General features: G+C 72.7%; 24 protein-coding genes. 15 read left to right on the top strand and 9 right to left on the bottom strand.

What is annotated here, in order from left to right:
• Positions 1 to 17 precede the first annotated feature (17 nt).
• From ACWGR4_RS04575 to ACWGR4_RS04585, 3 genes are all read right to left on the bottom strand, one after another.
• On the bottom strand, positions 18 to 809 hold the full coding sequence (locus ACWGR4_RS04575) for a S1 family peptidase (protein WP_452134055.1): 792 nt from the start codon (positions 807 to 809) through the stop codon (positions 18 to 20).
• Positions 810 to 943: 134 nt separating this feature from the next.
• On the bottom strand, positions 944 to 1,261 hold the full coding sequence (locus ACWGR4_RS04580; RefSeq protein WP_452134056.1) for a peptidylprolyl isomerase: 318 nt from the start codon (positions 1,259 to 1,261) through the stop codon (positions 944 to 946).
• A gap of 125 nt (positions 1,262 to 1,386) precedes the next feature.
• Complete coding sequence (locus ACWGR4_RS04585; RefSeq protein ID WP_452134057.1) at positions 1,387 to 1,995, bottom strand: PadR family transcriptional regulator; 609 nt, start codon at positions 1,993 to 1,995, stop codon at positions 1,387 to 1,389.
• Positions 1,996 to 2,132: 137 nt separating this feature from the next.
• On the opposite strand from ACWGR4_RS04585, the gene ACWGR4_RS04590 reads away from it, so the two are divergent.
• The 9 genes from ACWGR4_RS04590 to ACWGR4_RS04630 all read left to right on the top strand — a co-directional run bounded on the left by ACWGR4_RS04590 (position 2,133) and on the right by ACWGR4_RS04630 (position 10,272).
• Positions 2,133 to 2,588: a hypothetical protein gene (locus ACWGR4_RS04590; RefSeq protein WP_452134058.1), complete on the top strand. Its 456-nt coding sequence runs from the start codon at positions 2,133 to 2,135 to the stop codon at positions 2,586 to 2,588.
• A 70-nt stretch (positions 2,589 to 2,658) separates the two neighbouring features.
• The gene (locus ACWGR4_RS04595) at positions 2,659 to 3,870 is read left to right on the top strand and encodes an FAD-dependent monooxygenase (RefSeq protein WP_452134059.1); all 1,212 of its coding nucleotides are present in this window, start codon (positions 2,659 to 2,661) and stop codon (positions 3,868 to 3,870) included.
• Positions 3,871 to 4,059: 189 nt separating this feature from the next.
• On the top strand, positions 4,060 to 4,518 hold the full coding sequence (locus tag ACWGR4_RS04600; RefSeq protein ID WP_380000477.1) for a hypothetical protein: 459 nt from the start codon (positions 4,060 to 4,062) through the stop codon (positions 4,516 to 4,518).
• 5 nt (positions 4,519 to 4,523) lie between these two features.
• Positions 4,524 to 5,039, top strand: coding sequence for a thiol-disulfide oxidoreductase DCC family protein (locus ACWGR4_RS04605; protein ID WP_452134176.1), 516 nt, complete (start codon positions 4,524 to 4,526; stop codon positions 5,037 to 5,039).
• Between the two features lie 11 nt (positions 5,040 to 5,050).
• Entirely contained in the window at positions 5,051 to 5,818 is a 768-nt protein-coding gene (locus ACWGR4_RS04610; RefSeq protein ID WP_452133663.1) for a TetR family transcriptional regulator, read from the top strand.
• Between the two features lie 8 nt (positions 5,819 to 5,826).
• Positions 5,827 to 7,323, top strand: a complete 1,497-nt coding sequence (locus tag ACWGR4_RS04615; protein WP_452133664.1) for an outer membrane protein assembly factor BamB family protein — start codon at positions 5,827 to 5,829, stop codon at positions 7,321 to 7,323.
• Positions 7,324 to 7,390: 67 nt separating this feature from the next.
• Positions 7,391 to 8,785 carry a GMC family oxidoreductase gene (locus ACWGR4_RS04620; protein WP_452133665.1) on the top strand — a complete coding sequence of 465 codons (1,395 nt, stop codon included), beginning with the start codon at positions 7,391 to 7,393 and terminating at the stop codon, positions 8,783 to 8,785.
• Positions 8,786 to 8,810: 25 nt separating this feature from the next.
• Positions 8,811 to 9,428 carry an HD domain-containing protein gene (locus ACWGR4_RS04625; RefSeq protein WP_452133666.1) on the top strand — a complete coding sequence of 206 codons (618 nt, stop codon included), beginning with the start codon at positions 8,811 to 8,813 and terminating at the stop codon, positions 9,426 to 9,428.
• 79 nt (positions 9,429 to 9,507) lie between these two features.
• Positions 9,508 to 10,272 carry a nucleotidyltransferase domain-containing protein gene (locus ACWGR4_RS04630; protein ID WP_380000490.1) on the top strand — a complete coding sequence of 255 codons (765 nt, stop codon included), beginning with the start codon at positions 9,508 to 9,510 and terminating at the stop codon, positions 10,270 to 10,272.
• A 28-nt stretch (positions 10,273 to 10,300) separates the two neighbouring features.
• Here the strand turns inward: ACWGR4_RS04630 and ACWGR4_RS04635 are convergent, their stop codons facing one another.
• Positions 10,301 to 10,828 carry a MarR family winged helix-turn-helix transcriptional regulator gene (locus ACWGR4_RS04635; protein ID WP_452133667.1) on the bottom strand — a complete coding sequence of 176 codons (528 nt, stop codon included), beginning with the start codon at positions 10,826 to 10,828 and terminating at the stop codon, positions 10,301 to 10,303.
• Positions 10,829 to 10,880: 52 nt separating this feature from the next.
• Here ACWGR4_RS04635 and ACWGR4_RS04640 point away from each other — a divergent pair, with 52 nt between their 5' ends.
• Together ACWGR4_RS04640 and ACWGR4_RS04645 are read left to right on the top strand one after the other, a co-directional pair.
• Entirely contained in the window at positions 10,881 to 12,377 is a 1,497-nt protein-coding gene (locus ACWGR4_RS04640) for an FUSC family protein (protein WP_452133668.1), read from the top strand.
• Positions 12,378 to 12,386: 9 nt separating this feature from the next.
• Complete coding sequence (locus ACWGR4_RS04645) at positions 12,387 to 12,980, top strand: DUF1349 domain-containing protein (RefSeq protein ID WP_380000496.1); 594 nt, start codon at positions 12,387 to 12,389, stop codon at positions 12,978 to 12,980.
• 103 nt (positions 12,981 to 13,083) lie between these two features.
• On the opposite strand, the gene ACWGR4_RS04650 is transcribed toward ACWGR4_RS04645, so the two are convergent.
• The 3 genes from ACWGR4_RS04650 to ACWGR4_RS04660 all read right to left on the bottom strand — a co-directional run bounded on the left by ACWGR4_RS04650 (position 13,084) and on the right by ACWGR4_RS04660 (position 15,017).
• Complete coding sequence (locus ACWGR4_RS04650) at positions 13,084 to 13,296, bottom strand: hypothetical protein (RefSeq protein WP_380000498.1); 213 nt, start codon at positions 13,294 to 13,296, stop codon at positions 13,084 to 13,086.
• A gap of 107 nt (positions 13,297 to 13,403) precedes the next feature.
• Positions 13,404 to 14,036 carry a YigZ family protein gene (locus ACWGR4_RS04655; protein WP_380000500.1) on the bottom strand — a complete coding sequence of 211 codons (633 nt, stop codon included), beginning with the start codon at positions 14,034 to 14,036 and terminating at the stop codon, positions 13,404 to 13,406.
• Positions 14,037 to 14,123: 87 nt separating this feature from the next.
• Positions 14,124 to 15,017 carry a LysR substrate-binding domain-containing protein gene (locus ACWGR4_RS04660; RefSeq protein ID WP_452133669.1) on the bottom strand — a complete coding sequence of 298 codons (894 nt, stop codon included), beginning with the start codon at positions 15,015 to 15,017 and terminating at the stop codon, positions 14,124 to 14,126.
• A gap of 152 nt (positions 15,018 to 15,169) precedes the next feature.
• Between ACWGR4_RS04660 and ACWGR4_RS04665 the strand changes: the two genes are divergently transcribed.
• Both ACWGR4_RS04665 and ACWGR4_RS04670 read left to right on the top strand, forming a co-directional pair.
• On the top strand, positions 15,170 to 16,402 hold the full coding sequence (locus tag ACWGR4_RS04665) for an MFS transporter (protein ID WP_452133670.1): 1,233 nt from the start codon (positions 15,170 to 15,172) through the stop codon (positions 16,400 to 16,402).
• Between the two features lie 77 nt (positions 16,403 to 16,479).
• Positions 16,480 to 16,890 carry a VOC family protein gene (locus ACWGR4_RS04670; protein ID WP_452133671.1) on the top strand — a complete coding sequence of 137 codons (411 nt, stop codon included), beginning with the start codon at positions 16,480 to 16,482 and terminating at the stop codon, positions 16,888 to 16,890.
• A gap of 19 nt (positions 16,891 to 16,909) precedes the next feature.
• On the opposite strand, the gene ACWGR4_RS04675 is transcribed toward ACWGR4_RS04670, so the two are convergent.
• Positions 16,910 to 17,596, bottom strand: coding sequence for a helix-turn-helix transcriptional regulator (locus ACWGR4_RS04675; protein WP_380000508.1), 687 nt, complete (start codon positions 17,594 to 17,596; stop codon positions 16,910 to 16,912).
• Positions 17,597 to 17,673: 77 nt separating this feature from the next.
• Here ACWGR4_RS04675 and ACWGR4_RS04680 point away from each other — a divergent pair, with 77 nt between their 5' ends.
• Entirely contained in the window at positions 17,674 to 17,967 is a 294-nt protein-coding gene (locus ACWGR4_RS04680; protein WP_452133672.1) for a hypothetical protein, read from the top strand.
• A 26-nt stretch (positions 17,968 to 17,993) separates the two neighbouring features.
• On the opposite strand, the gene tsaD is transcribed toward ACWGR4_RS04680, so the two are convergent.
• Positions 17,994 to 19,070: a tRNA (adenosine(37)-N6)-threonylcarbamoyltransferase complex transferase subunit TsaD gene (gene tsaD, locus ACWGR4_RS04685; RefSeq protein WP_452133154.1), complete on the bottom strand. Its 1,077-nt coding sequence runs from the start codon at positions 19,068 to 19,070 to the stop codon at positions 17,994 to 17,996.
• Between the two features lie 135 nt (positions 19,071 to 19,205).
• On the opposite strand from tsaD, the gene ACWGR4_RS04690 reads away from it, so the two are divergent.
• Positions 19,206 to 21,488, top strand: a complete 2,283-nt coding sequence (locus ACWGR4_RS04690) for an ATP-binding cassette domain-containing protein (RefSeq protein WP_452133155.1) — start codon at positions 19,206 to 19,208, stop codon at positions 21,486 to 21,488.
• Positions 21,489 to 21,528: the final 40 nt, after the last annotated feature.

The following is a 21,528-nucleotide window of genomic DNA, read 5'->3' on the forward strand; positions in this document are numbered from 1 at the left end:
CACGGGCGGAGAAAGCGCTAGAGCCCCAGGTCCTTGGTGACCGCGCTCGCGCGGGTGAAGACCGAGCGCGGCTGGGCGCCGTCGCAGTACTTGTTGCCCGACGACACGATGCCGATCAGCTTGCCGCCGGCCACCAGCGGCCCGCCCGAGTCGCCCCGGCAGATACTGGTTCCCGGGTTGGCGGCCGGCGGCAGGCCGCACACCTTGGTGGCGGTGGTGTCCCCGGGGAAGGTGTACGGGTCGCAGGACGCCACCGGCGACAACACCAGCGTGGTCCGCTGCTGCCGCGTGGTGGGCACGCCGCCGTCGCGCTTGCCCCAGCCGTAGACGGTCGCGGACTTGCCGAGGGTGTAGAGCGCGCCGTCCTTGGCGCCGGCGATCGGCAGCGTCGGATCCTTGAGCGACCGGTCGAGCGTCAGTACGGCTGCGTCGTACGTGAGCGTGCCCTGGGTGTACTTCGAGTGCACGCGCGCGCCGGTCACCTTCCGGGTCCGACCGCCGGGCGCGGTCAACTCCACCTTGCCGGCGACCACGGTGATGCCGGTCGGGTCGTCCACCGCCGTGGCGCAGTGCGCCGCGGTGAGCACCTTGGTCGGGGCCACCAGCGTTCCGCCGCACAGCAGTTCGCCGTCGGCGGTGTACAGCGCGACGGCGTACGGCGCGGCTCCGACCGGCGCGTCGGTACCGTTGCGCACCGCCGAGGCGGACGGCGCGCAGAGTCCGACGGCGGCCAGGGCGACGACCGCCGCGCCGAACACCCTCGCCGTGCCGGGCCGGCGGGTGTCCGACGTGTGCCGAGTACGAGTCATCCCGGGTACCCCTTTCGATCGCACGCCGGCGCAACGGGGGTTCCCGCCGCACGACGACGCTCCTGCCCCATGGACGCACACCGTCGCCGCCCGGATGCATCCGCGCGGGATCCGTCACCCGAACGGGCGCCGACTCAGTCCTCGTCGACGTAGCGGGCCGGTCGGGTGTTCACCAGCTTGATGATGTGAAAGCCGTACTGGGCCGGAACCAGGTCGCTCACCTGCCCGGGGCGCAGCGCCACCAGGGCCTCGGCGAACGCGTCGGCGTAGTCGTCCTCCTGCCCCCAGCCCAGGTCGCCGCCCTTGGCCGCGGACAGCGGATCCTTCGAGCGTTTGCGCGCGATTTCACCGAACCGGCCGGGGTCTTGGGCCAGTTCGTCGAGGATCGCGCGCCCCTCGCTCTCCGTCTCCACCGCGATGTGCAGGACGTGGTATTCCAGTGCATCGGACAAGGTCGCTCCCGGGTCGTCGCCACCCGGCGCGCCCGGGCCGAGCGCGGTCACCGAGTTGTCGATCAGGTGGATGATACGGCCGCCGCACAAGCACCCCGGGGAGGCGCCGACGGTGCGTGCGGCGACTACTCCGCCGTCGCGTCGACGAAGGCGGCCAACGACGCCTGGTCCCAGGCCAGCCGGCCCGCCGCCAGATCGGCCGATACCGCGTCCACCCAGCGCAGTTCCGCGTCGGTCATCGCGCGCAGGTATTCGTCTTCCAACACCACCACACGCGGCAGGTTCATCCGCGTGGTCTGCGCCGCCTCCGCATCCAGATCGGCGAGCCGGGCGACCAGCGCCTCCCGACGCCGGGTCAACAACTCGCGTGCCGCTTCCGGGGTGACCAGCGCCAGGAAGGACAGCGCGGCCGGGAATTCGGGGAACTCGTTGCGCGGCGTACCCACCATCTCCGCCATCCAGGCGTGGCACGCGACGCGGCCCGCCTCGGTGATCTCGTAGACGGTCCGCTCCGGATACTGCTGATCGCGCTCGGTCTCGCGCACCGCGATCAACCCGGCCTCGCGCAGCCGATTGATCGTCTTGTACAGCGACGCGCGCTGGCCCACGTTGACGACCTTGTCCTTGCCCCACTGCTTGATCCGCTGCTGGATCGCATACGGGTGCATCGGGTCGCGGTAGAGCAGGCCCAGCAGCGCCAGCGCCAGCGGTGACCTGCGGAAAGTCGTCGTCATACGGCCAACCCTACTGGATTCCCGGCAACTAGCCTCGGCAGCACTAGTTGCCAGAACACTAGTCGCCATGCAACTATCGATTCACCGAAGCCCCACACCGATCCCGAAGCCCCGCACCGATCCGAAGGAGCCTCCCGATGAGCACCACCACCCCGGTCCGCATCCACGCCGACCACGCCACCACCAAGCACCTGGGCCACTGGACCACCGCGACCACCTTCGAGGTCCGCGAACGGCGGGCCGCCGCCGTGCTCGACCTGCGCTCGCCGCGGATCGAGGAGGGCGACATCGAGATCCGGGTCGACCTGGACCACGCGATGCTCAAGCTCCTGGTCTCCGACGACGCGGTGATCGAGCAGAGCGGGTTGCGCTGGACCGGTCGCGGCCGGGTCAAGGACTCCGCCGCGCCGACTGCCGCCAAGGGCCGGGTGATCCGCCTGGTCGGTGCGATCGACCACGGCGAGGTCCGGATCCACCGCAGCGGCGTCGCGGTGTTGTCCGCGATGTTCAGCCGCGAGTTCGTCGAGGACGTACGACGCGCCCGCCGCGACGGCACCACGCCCACCGTGGCCGACCCCGCGCACACACCCTGACCAGGCAATTCCCGATATCCGCCCGGGTCGGGCCCCGCCTGCCCCGTCCCCCTCACCTCGGAGTAAAGACATGAACCGCGTCAGGACCGCGATGATCATCGGCGGCGGCATCGCCGGACCGGTGACGGCATGCGCGCTGCGCAGGGCCGGCATCGAGGCCACCGTGTACGAGGCGTATGCCGACATCACGCCCGGCGACGCGGCGGGCGGCGCGCTCAGCATCGCGCCCAACGGGCTCGACGCACTGCGAGCGATCGGCGCCGAGGAGGCGGTGTGCGCGATCGGTGAGCCGACCTCCGACATGGTCTTCGAGAACGGTCGCGGCCGACGCCTCGGCGCCGCCACCGGTCTGCCCGGCCTGCCCCCGAGCCGCACCGTGCTGCGCGCCGACCTGCACGGGGTGTTGCGCGAGCACGCCCTCGGCCACGACATCCGCACCGAGCACGGCCGCCGGCTCGTCGGGGTGCGGGAGGAACCCGACGGTGTCACCGCCGAGTTCGCCGACGGGAGCACCGCGACCGCCGACATCCTGATCGGCGCGGACGGCATCCGCTCCACGGTCCGCACCCTGATCGACCCCGCCGCGCCCGCCCCGGAATACGTCGGCCTGCTCGGCTTCGGCGTCGGTGCCTACCTCCCAGGCGACGACGACACTCGACCCGCCCCCGGCGCCATGCACTTCGCCTTCGGCAAGCGCGCCTTCTTCGGCTACTGGACCCGATCCGACGGCAGCGTGGCCCTGTTCAGCAATCTGCCGCACCCGCCGATGACCACCGCGGAGGCCCGCGCGGTCCCCGCCGAACGGTGGCTCGGCCTGCTGCGCGAGGCGCACGCGGGCGACATCCCCGCCGAGGCGGTGCTGCGTGCGGCCTCCGCCGACGACCTCCTGGTCGCCGGTCCGCTCGAACTGATGCCCCCGCTGCCGCACTGGCACCGCGAACGACTGGTCCTGGTCGGCGACTCCGCGCACGCCCCCTCGGCCAGTTCCGGCCAGGGCGCCTCACTCGCGATGGAGAGCGGCGTACAACTGGCCCGCTGCCTGCGCGACTTCCCCGACCCCACCGCCGCGTTCGCCGCGTACGAGGCGATGCGCCGACCCCGGGTCGAGAAGATCGCCGCCGCTGCCGCCAAGACCAACAACAGCAAGGCCGCCGGGCCGCTCACCAAGGCCGTCATGGCCCTGCTGATGCCGATCATGACCCGCACCGTACTGACCCCGGAACGGATGTTCGGCGAGGCGCAGCGCCACCACATCGACTGGTCCGCGCCGGTCGCCGCCTGACCGCCCCCTCTCGCCCCACCCACTCCCCAACACCCGTCGATCACCTCGCCTTTGCGGGGTGATCGACGGGTTTCGTGCGTTCCGACCCGTCTCGCACACCTACTCGGCCAACAACTTGAACGTGTTCAAAAACAGGTCTAGAGTCACCGACGTCGGCCAGTTTGAACACGTTCAAAAAGGAGCCGGTCCATGGACATGACCGTCCTGACCTATGCCATCTACCTGGGCATCAGCATCGCGCTCACCGTGTGGGTGGCACGCACACTGAGCCGCAACGGACAGATCTTCCTGCAGGACGTCCTGCGCGGCCGCGAAGAACTCGCGGCCGCCGTCAACCACCTCCTGGTGGTCGGCTTCTACCTCGTCAACCTCGGCTTCGTCGCGCTCTACCTCAAGGTCGGCGACACCGTCGACGACGCACGCGGCTCGGTCGAGGCGCTGTCCGTCAAGCTCGGCACCGTCTCGCTGGTCCTGGGTGGGCTGCACCTGCTCAACGTCTACGTGCTGAGTCGGATCCGGCGGCGCGGCCTGGACGAGGCGACCGATCCGGGCACGCACGCGCCCCAGCGGGCCCGGAAGTTGTCCGGTCGCGCCTACGGTCCGCCGATCGCACCCCAGGGCTCCACCCACCCGGCGCCCGGGGTCTGATCCCGATGACCATCTCCCAGGGGAACACCGCGCCGGGCCGATCGGAGGGGACGGCCCGGCGCGGTACCCCCGCCCCGCCTCCCCCGGTCCGCCGGATCACCATCCTCTTCGACGCCGACTGCCCGCTGTGCACCGCGCTGTCCGGCTGGATCGCCCGGCAGCCGACCCTGATCGCGGTCGATCTGGTGCCGGCCGGCTCGCCGCGCGCCCGCAACCGCTATCCCGACCTGAACCACGAGGCCACGCTGCGCGAACTCACCGTGGTGGGCGGCTCGGGCGAGGTGTGGTCCGGCGCCGCCGCGTGGGTCACCGTGTTGTGGGCGCTGCGCGCGTACCGCGGCCTGTCCTTCCGGCTCGGCACGCCGATCGGGATGCCGATGGCCCGGGCCGCCGTCCTGGGCGCGGCCCGGATCCGCTCGGCCACACACCGGGGCCCACTGCCGCCCGACCCGGACGGGAACCCCTACCGGGAACCCTGGACGGTCGTCGAGTGTGACGGTGCCTGCGAGCTCGCCCACTAACCTTGCCTCTCGTGGAGCACGTGGCAGGCACCGACGCAGCGAACCCGACCGACGGCGGCGACAGGCCGGACCCGGGCGGGCGCCCCGGCAAGAGCGAGCAGACGCGGTCCCTGATCCTGGAGACCGCGCTGCGGCTCTTCCGCGAACGCGGCTACGACAAGACGACCATGCGGGCCATCGCCCAGGAGTCCGGCGTCTCGGTCGGCAACGCCTACTACTACTTCGGCTCCAAAGAGCACCTGATCCACGGCTTCTACGACCGCCTCACCCACGAGCACATCACCCGCTGCCGGCAGGAGCTGCGCGGTGTCCGCGACTTCGGCGACCGGCTCCAGGTGGTGTTGGCGGTGTGGCTGGAGGTGGCCGAGCCGTATCACGCGTTCGCGGTCCAGTTCTTTCGCAACGCCGCCGACCCGGAGAGCCCGCTCAGCCCGTTCTCCGCGGAGTCGTACCCGATCCGCGAACAGGTCACCGAGCTGTTCGCCGACGTGCTGCGCGGCTCCTCGCTCCGCATCGACGACGAACTCGCCGAACTGCTCCCGGAGTTGTTGTGGCTGCACCTGATGGGCATCGTGCTCTTCTGGGTGTACGACCGCTCCCCCGAGCGCGCCAAGTCCCGCGCCTTCGTGGCCCGCACCACCCCGATGGTGGAACGCGTGATCACCCTGTCCCGCTACAAGGTCTTCCGACCGCTGGTCCGCGACGCCGAACGCCTGATCCGCGACTACATCGTCCCGGAGGGCGTCACGCCCCCCGACCCGCCGAAGCAGCACGGATAACCCACCGCATGCGTTCGGGGGGCGTGGCACGGCGCGGCCGATTACCGGTCGTGGTCACGGTGTTGCTGGTGCTGCTGGGTGGCATCGGAGTCGACGTCGACGACGGCACACCACCCGGCGATCATGCCGACACGATCCGGCCGGCACCGCCCCCGGGCGCACCGCTGGAGCGACTGTGGTCGCCGCCCGCTCGCGCCGAGCCCGCGCCGGGCGCGGACACCGTGTACCCGGAGAGCGCGAGTCGGGTGTGGGAGCGAACCCTGGTGATGGGGGCGGTCGGCTCGGGGGTGACGGCGTACGACCTGCGCACCGGTGCCGCGCAGCGGCTGCCGGCGCCGGAGGTCGGCGCCACCGTGTGCACGATGAGTTCCGGGATCGCCGGCACGGTCGGTGTCGTGTTGTGGTCGTCCCCGGGGCCGAACGGGGCCTGCGACCTGCTCACCGCGTACGACGTGCGCACCCGCGCCGAGGTGTGGACCCGGCGCGTGCCCGCGCTGCCCCGATGGGCGGCCGTCGGCACTCCGATCGTGCTCGCCGACGGCGTCGTGGCGATGGGAGCGGCGGCGACCGCGGACACGGGGACGGGGGCGCGGCTGTCGACGGTCGCGGCGTACGACCTCGCCGACGGCTCCGCGCGCTGGTCCTATCCCGTGCCGGCGCACGACGCGGGCGCCGGCTCCGGCCGGACCTGGGTCCAGGCGCCGGCCTCGGGGCCGAGCGGCCTGCTGGTCGGGTCCTCCGCGTCGTCCGGGCGGGAGGAGTCGTCGTACGCCACCCGCCTCGACCCGCGCACCGGGGCCGTGCGCTGGAGCCGGCGGGTGATGGGCGGCGGGACCGGCGACGGTGGCCTCTTCACGATCGTCTCGGCGGATCCGCCCGTGCTGATCGCGCACATGCGGACATCGGAGGAGGGGGCGCCGCGCATCCTGGTCCTGGACGACCACGGCCGCATCACCCGCCGCATCCCCCCGGAGGGCCCGTGGGGGTCGTTGGCGCTGCCGTACCGGGCGGGCGACGACCGCGGTCCTCGATCCTCCGGGATGTGTGTGGCCGACGACGTGCTCTACGCACCGGCCCGAGCCGGCACGTACACCGGGCGGGACCGGCACCTGCCGTTGCGGATGGTGGCCCTGGACCTGGACACCGGCAGGGCCCGATGGGTCGGCGACAGCCCCGGGTCGGACCGGATGTTCGACGTGATGCTCATCGCCGGCGTCGACGAAAACCACGTCTACACCGTCGTCGGCGACTCCGGCCGCGACGCCTCGGGAGCCGGACACCCCCGGCCGGGACCACACGGCTTCACCCTCGAACGGCGCGACCGACATCGGGCGGGCCGCGTGCACACCATCGCGTCCGCCTCCCGCGCCGACCCCGGGACCGTCCAGCCCTCCACCCTGGTCGAACGCCGCGGCGACGTCGTCGCGTTGATCCCCCGCGCCTACGACGCGGGCCTACCGGCGGTCTACGGTCCGCCGGCGATAGGTCCGCCGCCTCCCGGGTGATCTCTTGTCACTCCATCATGGCCATGATAGCTATGACGGGTCGTCGGTGCGCGCGGAAGTGGGCAACATGCGGGGTTTCGAGGTTGTCGTGGTCGGGGCCGGGTCGGCCGGGTGTGTGGTCGCCGCGCGGTTGTCGGAGCGCTACGACGTGCTCCTGCTGGAGGCCGGACCCGCAGCACTGCCCGAGGAGTTGCGGCGACTGTCCCGCCCGATCCGGGCGCCCTACGACTGGGGCGACACGGTCGTCTCCGGCGATCGGGACCTGCGGTACGCGCGCGGCCGGGTGGTCGGCGGCTCATCCGCCACCAACGGCGCGGTGGCCATGCGCCCCGAACCCGAGGACTTCGACACCTGGCCCGAGGGCTGGTCCTGGGCCGACATGTTGCCGCGCCTGAACCGGATCGAGCACGATCTCGACTTCGGCGACCGGCCCTACCACGGCACCGACGGGCCGATCCCGATCATCCGGCACCCGCGCACCGACTGGGCCCCGCTCCAGGCCGCGTTCGCCGCCGGTTGCGCGGCCGTCGGCATGCCGGACTGCGCCGACCACAACGCGCCCACCGGCACCGGCGTCGGCCCGATACCGATGAACCGCCGGGACCGCACCCGGGTCTCCAACGCCGCCGCCTACCTGGTCGGCACGGCCGACCGGGTCACCGTACGCGCCGACACGCACGTGGCACGCGTGCTGGTCGAACACGGCCGTGCGGTCGGCGTCGAACTCGCCGACGGCGCCATCGTGCCCGCCGGTCGGGTGGTCCTCGCGGCCGGCGTGGTGCAGTCCCCGCTCCTGCTCGCCCGCTCCGGGCTCGCCGCCGCGAATCCGCACGTGGGCCGGCATCTGACCGACCACCCGGTGGTCTCCTTCGCCGCCCGGGTCGACCCCGACGCGGTCCCGGCCGACGCGCCCACCCTCCAGGTGATCGCCAAGGCGACCGCCCGCCGGCGCCACGACCTCCAGCTGACCCCCGTCGCCCGGCGCAATCCGGACGGCACGTGCGAGCTGGACATCAGCGTGAGCCTGCAACTCCCCGCCGGCGCCGGCGCGGTGATCCCCACCTCCACGGATCCCGCCGCGCCCGCCCGAATCGACTGGCCGTTCCCGGCCCACCCCGACAACCTGGCCCGGCTGCGCGAGGGCCGCCGCCTCGCCGCTCGCATCGCACGCGAGAGCGGAATCCTCCTCGACAACACCGAGGCCGACCGCGCGGCCGCGCTCGGCGATGCCGAGTCCGACGAACTGATCCGGCGCAACCACTACGCCTTCTACCACGGCGTCGGCACCTGCCGGATGGCCGAGGACCCGGCCGCCGGCGTGGTCGACCCGACCGGGGCGGTATTCGGGTTGCGCGGATTGCATATCGTGGACGCGTCCGTGATCCCGACCGTGCCGCGTACCAACACCCACCTACTGGTGACCGCGCTCGCGGAACGGTGGTGCGATCTGGATACCGCGTGATCGTTCGGCCTAGCTGGGAGTCGTCTTGTCCGGTGTTCCCCTGTTCCCGCCCACCGACCCGCACCTGGCCGCGCAGGTCGGCTTCATCCTGGAGATCGACCGGCTCAAGGGCGTGGTGCGGCGCAACCTGATCGCGGACGCCTCCCGGCGCGAGAACACCGCCGAGCACTCGTGGCACCTGGCCATGCTGGCCGGCACGCTGGCCGAGCACGCCGCGACCGATGTCGACGTGGCCCGGGTGACCCGGATGTTGTTGATCCACGACCTGGTCGAGATCGACGCGGGCGACACCTTCTACTACGACAGCGTCGCCGAGGTCGACCAGGTCGAGCGCGAACAGCGCGGCGCGGACCGCATATTCGGCCTGCTTCCGGCTCCGCAGGGCAACGAACTCCGGGCGTTGTGGGAGGAGTTCGAGACCCGCGAAACGCCCGACGCGCGCTTCGCGAAGGCGATCGACCGGTTCCAGCCGTGCCTGCTCAACTTCCACACCGAAGGCGGCACCTGGCGCGAGTACGACCTCACCCGCACCGAGGTACTGGCCAAGCAGGGCAGCACGATCGAGGACGGATCCCCGTCGTTGTGGGCGTACACCCTGGAACTGATCGACGAGGCGGTGCGACGCGGCTACCTCAAGCCTTGACCGACGAACCCCGACCGACGAGCCTCGACCCACGCGCCCCGGCCAACCGTTCCGCCGGCGCCGGGATACGCTGCCGAACATGACCAGTGACGCATCCTTCACCACACACGTCACCCAACGTCTCGCCGCGCTGCCCGGAGTGGCCGCCGTGGTGCTCGGCGGGTCTCGTGCCCAGGGCACCCACCGACCCGACAGCGACTGGGACTTCGCGGTCTACTACCGCGACGGCTTCACCCCCGACGCAATCCGGGGACTGGGCTGGCCGGGCGAGGTGTCGGAGTTCGGCGCCTGGGGCGGCGGGGTCTTCAACGGCGGCGCCTGGCTCACCGTGGAGGATCGGGCCATCGACCTCCACTACCGCGAACTCGCGGACGTGGAGCGGAGGTTGGCCGAGGCGCGGGCGGGACGCTTCGAGGTCGAGCGGTTGATGTTCCACCTCGCCGGCGTGCCCACCTACCTCGTGGTCGCCGAACTCGCGGTCAACCGGGTGCTGTTCGGCGACCTGCCGCGACCGTCCTACCCGTCGGCGCTGCGCCGCGCCGCACACGCCCGGTGGAGCGACGACGCGCGCCTGACCCTGACCTACGCGGACCAGGCGCACGCCGCGCACGGGCATGTCACCGACGTCGCGGGGGCGATCGGCCGGGCGGCCTGCGAGGCGGCACACGCGGTGGCGGCCGGCCGCGGCGAGTGGGTGACCAACGAGAAGACCCTGCTCGACCGTACGGGCCTGCGCGACGTCGACGAGATCGCCGGCCGACTCACCGTGTCCACCCTGTCCACCGCGATCGCCGACACGCGCGAACTGCTCGACAAGGCCCTGACGGCAAGCCGCCCGGACTGACGTGTCACCGCAGCCATGTAGTACGTGGTCACTTATCACCCTCGGGTGGTACTTCCACGCCACTCGCCCCGTCGCCGGCCATCCGCCGCATCAGGTCGGCGGCGAGGCGCAACACCTGCCGCTCGGTTTCGGTGAGCGATCCCATCGCCCCCGCCAGCCACGCGTCCCGCTCCGCCGCGTCGCGCACCAGCGCCGCGCGGCCGGCCGGGGTCAGCGTGAGCACCGACTGCCGCCCGTCCCGGGCGTCCCTGGCCCGGGTGAGCAGACCGTCCCGGGCCAGCTCCGCGAAGACCCGGGTGAGCGACTGGGGTTGCTGATGCTCGGCGGCGGCCAGTTCGCCCGGCGTACACGGCCCGTGCCGCAGCAGCCGGCCCAACACCACCACCTTGTTACTGCTCAACGCGTCGGCCGACCGACTCGCCCGCATGCGCCCGGCGACCGCGGTGATCCCGCGCCGAATCTCGGCCACATCGCCCGACTCGACCGGCCCGCCGGCCCGTCCGCCCCCCTGCCCGGTGGCCGTCGACGACTCCATGCTCGCTCCCGCTCCGGTCATATTGCCAAGCTATCACTTACCATTTACTAAGCTTGCGCTTACGATTTTCGCCATGGAATCGCCTCGCGCGACCACCGTCGCGATGGTTTCGGTGCTCGCCGCCTACGGCTCGGCCCTCCTCCTGCAACGCACCGCCCACCTACACGCCGACATCGTCGTCGCGACCGTGGTGATCGCGCTGACCCTGGCCCGCACCCAGCGCGACGCCGACCCGCTCGACCGCGTGCTCGCCTGCCTCGTCCTGCCCCCGGTCGCCATGCTCGCCGCCGAGATCGGCGCCCTGATCCCGCGTCATCCCGCCGTCGGCGGCACCCTGTTCGCACTCGCCATGGCAACCACCGTCGACCTGCGCCGCTTCGCCTCCCGGATCGCCGCCGCCGCAAATGTCGCGGCGCTGCCCCTGGTGGCGAGTCTGGTCCTGCCCGCCGTCGGCACCCGCCCCGCCGATCACACGCACACCCTGTGGGTCGGCCTGAGCACCCTGGTTACCGCTGTCTGGGTCGGCGCGGTACACCTGGCCATCCCCGGCCCCGGCCCCGGCCCCAAGCCACGTCGAAACGGCACCCCCACCGGCACCCGGCGCCGCCTCCCCGCGAGTACGCGAATGGCCCTGCAGACCGGTCTCGCCCTCGGCGCGGCCTTCGCCCTCGGCCGCCTTCTCTGGCCCACGCACTGGTCCTGGGCCGTGCTCACCACCTACCTCGTCTGCGCCGGCACCCGCGGCCGCGGCGACGCGCTGCACCGGGGCCTGGTGCGCACCGTCGGCGCCGCGGCCGGCACCGCCTTCGCCGGCGTGCTCGGCGGCGCGTTCGCCGCCCACGACGCCGGCGCCGTACCGGTCATGTTCGCCCTGCTCGCCCTCGGCTCCTGGCTTCGCACGATCGACTACGCCTACTGGGCCGCCTGCGTGACCGCCGTACTGTCCCTGCTCTATGGCTACTTCGGCCAACCCGCCGGCGACCTGCTGGTGGATCGCCTCGCCGCAATCCTGCTCGGAGCCGCGCTCGGCGTGGCCGGCACCTGGCTGATCCTGCCGATCCGCACCGTCGACATCCTGCGCCGCCGGGTCGCCGACGCCCTGGCCGCACTCACCCCGCTCCTCGCCGGCCCCACCGGCGCACCGTCGTCCACCGACCACCCGGTGCACCGTTTCGACGCCGCCGTCGCCGCGCTGCATCCGCTGGAACCGGCCCTGCGCGCCCACCACCGACTGGTCCGCCGACACCGCCCGGGCCCGCACCCCGTCCAGGCGATCGACGCCGTACGCGCCTGCGTAGGACCGGCTCACCGCCTCGCCGAACCCGCCCCCGGACACACCCCGACAACCGAGGCCAGGACCGCCGTGGCGGCCAACATCGGCGCCGTGCGCCGCGCGATCGGCCGTCGACCCGGCACGCCGTACCGCCCGCTGCCCATCACCCACCGAACCCCGGGAAGCCCGCTCACCGACCTCGACACGGCACTCGCCGGCCTCGCCACGATCTTCCACCCGGCCGCACCGGAGCCGGGGGGCGAGTACCGGGACCGGTCCGGACCGGCGCCCGGATAGGGTCGGCGGATGCATTCCGTGGCGGTGGACTGGGACGACGCACACTGGCTCAACCCGCCGGCCGGCGCCGAGCGCGACGGCGACGCACTGGTGGTCACCCCGGTGCCGGGCGCCGACTTCTGGCGACAGACGTCCTACGGCTTCACCCGCGACACCGGGAGTGCGCTGCTCACCGACCTGCCGCCGGGCACAGCGGTGGAGGTCACCTTCGAGGCGGACTTCGACGAGCTCTACGACCAGGCCGGGGTGTTCGTCCGGGTGGACGAGCAAACCTGGGTCAAGGCGGGCGTCGAGGTCACCGACGGCGCGCTGCACGTCGGAGCCGTGGTCACGCGCGGTGTCTCCGACTGGTCGATCGCTCCGGTACCCGAGTGGGCCGGCGGCCCGATCACCGTCCGGGTCAGCCGAGCCGGCGACGCGCTCACCATCCGGGCACGGCACGGCGACGAGCCCTGGCGGACCATCCGACTCGCCCCACTGTCCCCGGACGCGTCGGCCGCTGCCGGGCCGTTCTGCTGCTCACCGGAGCGCGCGGGCCTGCGGGTGCGTTTCACCCGCTTCGTCCTCGGTCCCGCCGACGCGGGCCTGCACGAAAACCCCTGAAAAACCCCTGAAGCAGGCACCCTCGAAAAAGGCACCCTCGAAACAAGCGCCCCTGAAACAGGCACCTCTGAATCAACCACCCTCGAAGCCGGTCGGCGACCGCTCAGGTCTCGCCCGCCGGTGGAACGCTCACGCCATATTCCCGCGCCTCGTGCAGCGCGTCCTCCAGCTCGTCGAGCGCCGGCGGCAAGGCGTTCGTGTCGTGCGCGTCACTCGCCTCCGCCAGCACGGAACGGGCCCGGATCACCCGCTCGCGTACCGCCCGGACGACCTCGGCCTGGTCGATGGCCGACTTCTCGTCGTATCCAGCCGTCATCACTTCCTCATTTCCCGCAGCCCCCGCGCGAGTACCCGTACACCCATTGGTGTTCCGACCTGAGGCGGGTTTCAACCGGCATGGGGCGTACGGGCGCGAGAAGTACGTCAGGAATTGTTTGGGGAGGCGTCCACCTCGACGAACGTGCGCCCGGTCTCGCGGGCGCTCGCCCGGCCGCCGGTCAGGTCGGTCAACCGCGCCACGAAGCGATCCCGATCCGGCTCCGGAACGCACACGTCGATCGCCACCTCGGCGCCGTAGCGGATGTCGCGCACCTCGTGGCCGAGCCCGCGCAGGTCGTTTTCCAGCCGCCCGGCGTGCGCGTGGTCGACATCCACGGTCAGCACCAGCATCGGGCGCAGCTCGACCACGCCGACCGCGTCCACCGCCTCGGTCACCGCCGAGCCGTAGGCGCGGATCAGGCCGCCGGCGCCGAGCATGATGCCGCCGAAGTATCGGGTCACCACCGCGACCGTCTCGGTCAGCTCGCGGCGCCGCAACACCTGGAGCATCGGCGCACCGGCCGTGCCCGACGGTTCGCCGTCGTCGTACGCCCTCTCCTGCCCGCCCGCGATCCAGGCGGAGCAGTTGTGCCGCGCGGACGCGTGCAGCGCCCGGCGGCGGGCCAGGAACGCCTGCGCCTGCGCGTCGTCGGACACCCGGGCGAGGGCGCACACGAAGCGGGAACGCCGAACCTCGACCTCGACCTCACCTTCGGACTTGATCGTGAGCAGCGGCATGACCGGGGCCTTCGGTACGGGATCGACGGACGCCCCCACGGTAGGGCCCGACGGCGCCCGACCCGGGCCCGGGCTCACCGTGCGCGGCTACGCCGGTACGATCTGCCGCCCCGAGGCGGCCACGAACGCGCGCAGCAGGGTGGTCTCGTCCCCACGCCGCCAGGTGAGCGTCACCGCCGACTCGGTCAGCCCGGTCACCGGCACGAAGGCCACGTCGGGGCGGCCGTTGTACGCGGCGAACTGGGCGCAGAACAGCAGCACGCCGTGGTCGCCCGCGATCAGCGACAGCACCTCCTGGAGGGTGCCGGCGCCGGGTCCACGCGGGATCGGCCGCCCACCCGGGGTCACCGTCGGCGACTGCAGCTCACGCCAGGGCGCGGGCGCGGGTCCGGTGATCTCCACGAACACGCAGTCGGCCAGCTCCTCCGCGTCCACCCGCGCACGCCGCGCGAACGGGTGCCGCGTCGAGACGCCGAGCACCAGCGGGTCGGCGGCGATCACCGGGCCGGTGCGCAGCGTGGGATCGCCCACGGGCAGGGTCACGAAGGCGGCGTCGATCTCGCCGCGCAGCACCGGGCCGAACGGGTCCGACAGCGGCGTCTCGACCAGGTCGGCGCGGGCCTGCGGGTGCCGGGCGCGGAAGTCGCCGACCAGGTCGAGGAGGGCGCCGTACGGGGTGCCGACGAAGCCGATCCGCAGCACGCCCTCGATGCCCCGGGCGCGGGCCTTGGCCCGGTCGACCGCGCCGGTGAGAGTGACGTAGGCGGGTCGTACCTCGGCCAGGAACAGCTCGCCCTGCGGAGTGAGCCGGACCCGGCGACTGCTGCGCTCGAACAGTCGTGCGCCGATCCGGTCCTCCAGTTGCCGCAGCAACTGGCTGACCCGGGCCTGCGAGGTGTAGAGCCTGGCGGCGGTACGGGTGAAGTGCAGCTCCTCGCTCAGCACGACGAAGCACTCCAGCTCCCGGAACTCCACACTCATCCCGTTCCCCTCCCGCGCTCGGCCCCGGGCACCGGGCGCCGGGCCCGGGTGGGCCGTCTCCCACGTTCCGACCTGCGAGCATAAGCGGCCCCTATGCTCGCATGCGATCTTCGCCGTTGTTCGGGATCGGGGCCGTGTCCAGGGTGGAGGGCATGTCCGACCCGGTCGTCGACACCGACGCGCACCTGCCCGACCCTGCCCGATCCACTCCCGCCGATCCGGCGCCCGGGACCGCGTCCTTGCGCTCCTGGCTCGCCGTGATCGCGATCGCCGTCGGCACCTTCGCGGTGGTCAGCACCGAGATGATGCCGGTCGGCCTGCTCACCCCGATCTCGCACGGCCTGCACGTCTCCGACGGCACCACTGGCCTGGCCATGACCCTGGCCGCCGTGGTCGCCGGGTTCGCCGCCCCGACGGTGTTGGTGGCCGCCGGGCGGGTGGATCGGCGGATCGTGCTCGCCGCGATGATGATCGTGCTGCTCGCCGCCAATACGATCGCCGCCCTCGCGCAGAACTTCGCCACGCTTTTGGTGGCTCGCGTCCTGGTCGGCGTCAGCATCGGCGGCTTCTGGGCGATCGGCGCGAGCCTGCCGGTACGACTGGTGCCGGCCGGTTCGGTCGGTCGGGCCTCGGCGGTGATCTTCGGCGGCGTGTCGGTGGCCTCGGTGGTCGGCGTGCCGGTGGGCACGATGATCGGCGAGTGGGCGGGCTGGCGGGCCGCCTTCGCCGCGATGGCCGGGCTCAGCGCGGCGGTGCTGGTCGCCCTGCTCGTCCTGCTCCCGCCGCTGCCCGCCGAACGGGCGGTGCGGCTGCGCGAGATCCCGGCGCTGCTGCGGCGCGGCGAGGTGGTGGCCGGCGCGTCGGCGCTGGTCCTGGTGATCGCCGGGCATTTCGGCGCGTACACCTACGTACGACCGGTCCTGGAGGAGTCGGCCGGCCTGGGCCCGGGGCCGATCGGCGCGCTGCTGCTGGGCTACGGCGTGGCCGGGGTGGTCGGGAACGTACTGGCCGGGGCGTATTCCGCCCGCCCGCCGCACCGCGTACTGGCCCTCGCGGCCGGGCTGCTCACCGCGGCGGTCGTGGTGCTCGCGGTGTCGGGGACGTGGACGCCGGGGACCGCGGCGGCGATGCTCGTGTGGGGGCTGGCGTACGGCGCGGTACCGGTCGCGTTGCAGGGGTGGATGTTGCGGGTGGCGCCGGACGCGCCCGAGGCGGGCTCGGCGGTCTTCGTCACCGGGTTCCAGCTGGCCATCTCGCTGGGTTCGCTGCTCGGCGGGGTCGCGGTGGACGCGGTGGCCACGTCGAGCGTCTTGTGGTTCGGCGCCGCCCTGGCCGCGGCGACCACGCTGCTCGCGCTGGTGTGGGGCCGGCGTGCCGGGCGCTGAGGTGGACCCGGGGCCATCCCGGCGACACGTCCGATTCGTTCAAGACCACGAGCGCCGCGGCCGGCTAGCGTGCGGGCATGACTTCTCCTACACCCCGCTTCCACTTCATCGGGCTCGTGGTCGCCGACATGGCCGCCTCGCTCGCGTTCTACCGGGCCCTGGGTCTGGCCGTCCCGGCCGACGCCGATGCCGAGCCGCATGTCGAAGTGCCGCTGCCGGACGGCCCGTTGCTGGTCCTCGACACGATCGCGACGGTCCGCTCGTTCGCCCCGGACTGGACCCCGCCCACGGGTGGCCACCGGGCCTCGCTGGCCTTCGCGTTCGCCGATCCGGCGGAGGTGGACAAGAAGTACGCCGAGCTGGTCGCGGCCGGGTTCACCGGATACCGGGCGCCGTGGGACGCGTTCTGGGGACAGCGGTACGCCGTCCTGCACGACCCGGACGGCAACGGCGTGGACCTGCTCGCCCCGCAGTCGCAGGCCGCGTAGCCCGGGCGGGGCCGCGCCCTCAGCCCAGCAGCGTGCGCAGCGGCACGCCCGCCAGCGCCTTGACGTCGCGGGCGAAGTGGGCCTGGTCGGCATAGCCGGTGCCCGCCGCGACCCGGGCCGGTGGCATCCCGGTGCGGGCCAGGTCGAGCGCCCGTTCCAGGCGCAACACCCGGGCCAGCGTCTTGGGCCCGTAGCCGAAGGCCGCCAGCGAGCGGCGGTGCAGTTGGCGCTCGCTCAGTCGCACGCCGGCGGCGACCGTCGCGACGTCGGCGCCGGCCCGCAACTCGCCGACCACGGTGCCGGCGAAGCGGGCCGCCTCGGGGTCGCGGTCGCGCAGCCGCGCGGCGGCCAGTTCCTCCAGGAACGCCGCCGGGTCGGGGGCGGCGGCGAGGCGTTCGCTCAGGATCCGCACGTCGCGCTCGCCCCACACGTCGGCCAGCGGGATCCGTCGATCGCGCAGCGCGTCGGCGGGCGTCCCGAGCAGCGCGGGCCCGACCCCGGGGGCGCAGCGCACGGCCGCGTAGCGCGCCCCGACCCGGTCCTCCACCACGTGGGCCAGCGTGTCGGGACCGGCCACGACCAGCTCGTCCCCGGACCAGATCAGGTCGATGCAGCCGTCCGGGAGTACCCGCGCGGATCCGTCCTCCTCGACGGTTCGGGTCCAGACGATCAGCGGAGCCAGGTGGGAACGACGTTCGACGTACACGGCCCCATTATCCCCGCGCCGCCGGAGGTACGGTTGAGCCGTCAAGCGGGCACGGCCTGAACAGGGCAGGGGTAGTCATGGGCAACGAACAACGGTCCGACCTCGAACCACAGCCGAACGACGAAGCACGACCCGACACCGGACAACGGCCCGAAACCGAGCGAGGCCACGACCACCCGCAGCCGCCGACCGCGGCACGCACGGCGGCCGACCCGGACGCCGATCAGGCCGCCCGCGCCGCACGTTGGGGCCACCTGCCCGAGCGGGTGGCAGCAGCCGACCTGGTCGAGGAGAAGCCGGCCGACCCGCCCAACGACCCCGACTTCGGCCGCGACCCGGACCGCGACTGGCTCCTGCGCTACACCCCCTGACGAGGCGAGCGGCGGGCGGACGGGGACTACCCGGCCGCCCGCCGCGCCGCGGGCGCCATCGGGTGCAGCGAGGCGTATTCCAGCGGCGCCGACGGGTCGATCGAGACGTCGAGGGGGGCCGGGGCGACGCCGGCGCGGATCAACAGGTCGCCGACGGCCGCGATCATGGCGCCGTTGTCGGTGCACAGGCGCGGCGGCGGCACCCGCAGTTCGATGCCCGCGGCGGCGCAGCGTTCCGCCGCGAGCGAGCGCACCCGGGAGTTGGCCGCGACACCGCCGACCACGACCAGGGTGCGTACGTCGTGGGCACGGCAGGCCGCGACCGCCTTGCGGGTCAGCACGTCGGCCACCGCCTCCTGGAGTGCGGCGGCGCCGTCCGCGACCGGGAGTTCGGCGCCCTGCGCACGCATGCGCTCGGCCCAGCGGGCGGCGGCGGACTTCAGGCCGGAGAAGGAGAACGCGTACGGGTCGTCGCGCGGGCCGGTAAGTCCGCGAGGGAAGGCCACCGAGTCGGGGTCGCCGTCGCGCGCCGCCCGGTCGATGGCCGGACCGCCCGGGTAGGGCAGGCCGAACACCCGCGCCACCTTGTCGAAGCACTCCCCCGCCGCGTCGTCGAGGGTGTCGCCGAGGTGCACGATCGGGTCGCGGGCGAGGTCGCGCACCAGGAGCAACGAGGTGTGTCCGCCGGAGACGATCAGCACCACGCTCGGGTCGGGCAGCGGCCCGTGTTCGAGGGTGTCGGCGGCGACGTGCCCGGCCAGGTGGTGCACCCCGTACAGGGGCACGTCCAGGGCGAGCGCGAAGCCCTTGGCGGCGGCCACGCCGACCTGGAGCGCGGTGGCCAGGCCCGGCCCGGTGGTCACCGCCACCGCGCCGATGTCGCCGCGCCGCAGCCCCGCCGACTCCAGCGCGGCCCGGACCGTCGGGGTCACCGCGTGCACGTGCGCACGGGCCGCGATCTCCGGCACCACGCCGCCGAAGCGCACGTGTTCGGCGATGCTCGTGGACACGGCGTGGCCGAGCAGCCGGCCGTCGCGGACCAGACCGACCCCGGTCTCGTCGCAGGACGATTCGATGCCGAGGACGATGGGTGAGGCACTCATGCACCGAGCCTAGTTGCCGACCACAGGTATTTGCACATCACCTGCAACAAACCGGCGGCGCTTCCCCGGGTCGTTCCGGGATCGCGCGCGAATCCTTGACAGCATCTGTCAGGGACCCCTTCATACCGTGGCGGCATGAACTACGACGACATCGTGATCACCGGCGCCCGGGAACACAACCTCAAAAATGTCTCGCTCCGCATCCCCAAGAACCGGATCGTGGTGTTCACCGGGGTCTCCGGATCGGGCAAGTCGTCGATCGTGTTCGACACCATCGCCATCGAGTCGCAACGGCAACTCGCCGAGACGTTCCCGGCGTTCGTCCGCAACCGGCTGCCCAAACACGAGCGGCCCCGGGCCGATTCGATCGAGCACCTGTCCACGGCGATCGTCGTCGACCAGCGCCCGATCGGCGGCAACTCCCGGTCGACGGTGGGCACCATGACCGACATCCATCCGCTGCTTCGGGTGTTGTTCTCCCGGCACGGCACCCCCTCGGCGGGGCCGGCCAACCACTATTCGTTCAACGCGCCCGGCGGCATGTGTCCGACCTGCGAGGGGCTCGGCCGGAGCGTACGGCTGGACCTGGACGCGCTGATCGATCCGTCGCGGTCGATCCGGGAGGGCGCGATCCGCCACCCCGCGTTCCCCGTCGGCGGCTGGCAGTGGCAGCTGTACTCGCACCACGGCCTGTACCCCACCGACGTCCCCGTGCGCGAGTTCACCGACGAGCAGTGGCGGTTGTTCCTGTACGGCACCGGCGCCAAGGTGGAGATCGTCAACAGCAACGGCCGGCACCACATCGACTACGAGGGTCTGGTCGACCGGTTCAATCGGCTCTATCTCAAGCGGGACACCTCGGCGCTGGCCGAGAAGAGCCGCGAGACGTTGGCCCGATTCGTCACCGAGGGCGCGTGTCCGGACTGCGCGGGGGCCAGGTTGAACGCGGCGGCGCGGGCGTCGCTGATCGAGGGGCGCTCGTTGCCGGACTACGCAGCGATGGAGATCGCCGACCTGGTGCCGGTGCTCACCGGGCTGAGCGATCCGGTCGCCCGTCGGGTGGCCGAGCCGGCCGCCGCCGCGTTGGAGCGGATCGTCGCGATCGGGCTCGGCTACCTGCACCTGGACCGGCCCACCTCGACGGTGTCCGGCGGCGAGGGGCAACGCCTGAAGATGGTGCGCCACCTCGGGTCGAGTCTGACCGGGATGACGTACATCTTCGACGAGCCGAGCGTGGGCCTGCATCCGCGCGACGTGGTCCGGCTGGGCGATCTGCTCACCCGGTTGCGGGACAAGGGCAATACGGTGCTCGTGGTCGAGCACGACCCGGACGTGATCGCGATCGCGGACCACGTGGTCGACGTCGGTCCCGGCGCGGGCGTACACGGCGGCACCGTGGTGTTCGAGGGCCCGTTCGCCGACCTGCGCACCGCCGACTCGCCGACCGGGAGGGCGCTGCGTCGGCCGGCCGCGCTCAAGTCGATCGTGCGCACCGCGACCGGCGTGCTGCCCATCCGCGGCGCGAACCTGCACAACCTGCGCGACGTCGACGCGGACATCCCCACCGGCGTGCTCACCGTGGTCACCGGCGTCGCGGGCTCCGGCAAGAGCACGCTGATCTCGGACGTCCTGGTCGCCGCGCATCCGGAGGCGGTGGTGGTCGACCAGTCGGGCGTGGGCACCACCTCGCGCTCGACGCCGATCACCTACGTGGGTGTCCTCGACCGGCTGCGCCGGTTGTTCGCCAAGGCCAACGACGTGGACCCGGGGTGGTTCACCTTCAACTCGACCGGCGCGTGCCCCGAGTGCGAGGGGCGCGGCGTGGTCCGTACCGACATGGCGTTCATGGACCCGGTGACCACCCGCTGCGAGGTGTGCGAGGGACGGCGGTTCCGCAACGAGGTGTTGGCGTACACCCTGCGCGGCAAGTCGATCGTGGACGTGCTGGCGCTGACCGCGGACGAGGCGGTGCACTGGTTCGTCGAACCGGAGTTGCGCGCCCGGGTGACCACGCTGGTCGAGGTGGGACTCGGCTATCTGACGCTGGGCCAACCGCTGTCCTCGTTGTCCGGGGGCGAGGCGCAGCGACTCAAGCTGGCGAGCGAACTGCACAAGACGGGCAGCGTGTACATCCTCGACGAGCCGACCACCGGCCTGCACATGGCCGACGTGGACACCCTGGTCGGACTGCTCGACCGGCTCGTGGACGCGGGCAACACGGTCGTGGTGGTCGAGCACAACCTGGACGTGATCCGGCGCGCCGACCATGTGCTCGACCTGGGTCCGGGCGGCGGCAAGCACGGCGGCACGGTCGTGTTCGAGGGCACCCCGGCCGAGTTGGTCAAGGCGGAGCATTCGGCGACGGGCGAGTTCCTGCGCGCGGCGCTCGCGTCCGCCGAGCGGGCGCGGGTGGGCTGACCCACGACCGGGGACGCGCGGGCCTGCGGGGTCGCGGGCC

Source organism: Embleya sp. NPDC055664 (assembly GCF_053618075.1).

Bases quoted from the DNA above. Each gene is read 5' to 3' on its own strand.
- ACWGR4_RS04605 (WP_452134176.1), top strand. From the start codon at position 4,524: ATGACCATCTCCCAGGGGAACACCGCGCCGGGCCGATCGGAGGGGACG.
- ACWGR4_RS04640 (WP_452133668.1), top strand. From the start codon at position 10,881: ATGGAATCGCCTCGCGCGACCACCGTCGCGATGGTTTCGGTGCTCGCC.
- ACWGR4_RS04615 (WP_452133664.1), top strand. From the start codon at position 5,827: ATGCGTTCGGGGGGCGTGGCACGGCGCGGCCGATTACCGGTCGTGGTC.
- ACWGR4_RS04680 (WP_452133672.1), top strand. From the start codon at position 17,674: ATGGGCAACGAACAACGGTCCGACCTCGAACCACAGCCGAACGACGAA.
- ACWGR4_RS04595 (WP_452134059.1), top strand. From the start codon at position 2,659: ATGAACCGCGTCAGGACCGCGATGATCATCGGCGGCGGCATCGCCGGA.
- ACWGR4_RS04600 (WP_380000477.1), top strand. From the start codon at position 4,060: ATGGACATGACCGTCCTGACCTATGCCATCTACCTGGGCATCAGCATC.
- ACWGR4_RS04655 (WP_380000500.1), bottom strand. From the start codon at position 14,036: ATGCCGCTGCTCACGATCAAGTCCGAAGGTGAGGTCGAGGTCGAGGTT.
- ACWGR4_RS04575 (WP_452134055.1), bottom strand. From the start codon at position 809: ATGACTCGTACTCGGCACACGTCGGACACCCGCCGGCCCGGCACGGCG.
- ACWGR4_RS04635 (WP_452133667.1), bottom strand. From the start codon at position 10,828: ATGACCGGAGCGGGAGCGAGCATGGAGTCGTCGACGGCCACCGGGCAG.
- ACWGR4_RS04620 (WP_452133665.1), top strand. From the start codon at position 7,391: ATGCGGGGTTTCGAGGTTGTCGTGGTCGGGGCCGGGTCGGCCGGGTGT.
- ACWGR4_RS04650 (WP_380000498.1), bottom strand. From the start codon at position 13,296: ATGACGGCTGGATACGACGAGAAGTCGGCCATCGACCAGGCCGAGGTC.
- ACWGR4_RS04660 (WP_452133669.1), bottom strand. From the start codon at position 15,017: ATGAGTGTGGAGTTCCGGGAGCTGGAGTGCTTCGTCGTGCTGAGCGAG.
- ACWGR4_RS04630 (WP_380000490.1), top strand. From the start codon at position 9,508: ATGACCAGTGACGCATCCTTCACCACACACGTCACCCAACGTCTCGCC.
- ACWGR4_RS04690 (WP_452133155.1), top strand. From the start codon at position 19,206: ATGAACTACGACGACATCGTGATCACCGGCGCCCGGGAACACAACCTC.
- ACWGR4_RS04670 (WP_452133671.1), top strand. From the start codon at position 16,480: ATGACTTCTCCTACACCCCGCTTCCACTTCATCGGGCTCGTGGTCGCC.
- ACWGR4_RS04645 (WP_380000496.1), top strand. From the start codon at position 12,387: ATGCATTCCGTGGCGGTGGACTGGGACGACGCACACTGGCTCAACCCG.
- ACWGR4_RS04665 (WP_452133670.1), top strand. From the start codon at position 15,170: ATGTCCGACCCGGTCGTCGACACCGACGCGCACCTGCCCGACCCTGCC.
- ACWGR4_RS04590 (WP_452134058.1), top strand. From the start codon at position 2,133: ATGAGCACCACCACCCCGGTCCGCATCCACGCCGACCACGCCACCACC.
- ACWGR4_RS04585 (WP_452134057.1), bottom strand. From the start codon at position 1,995: ATGACGACGACTTTCCGCAGGTCACCGCTGGCGCTGGCGCTGCTGGGC.
- tsaD (WP_452133154.1), bottom strand. From the start codon at position 19,070: ATGAGTGCCTCACCCATCGTCCTCGGCATCGAATCGTCCTGCGACGAG.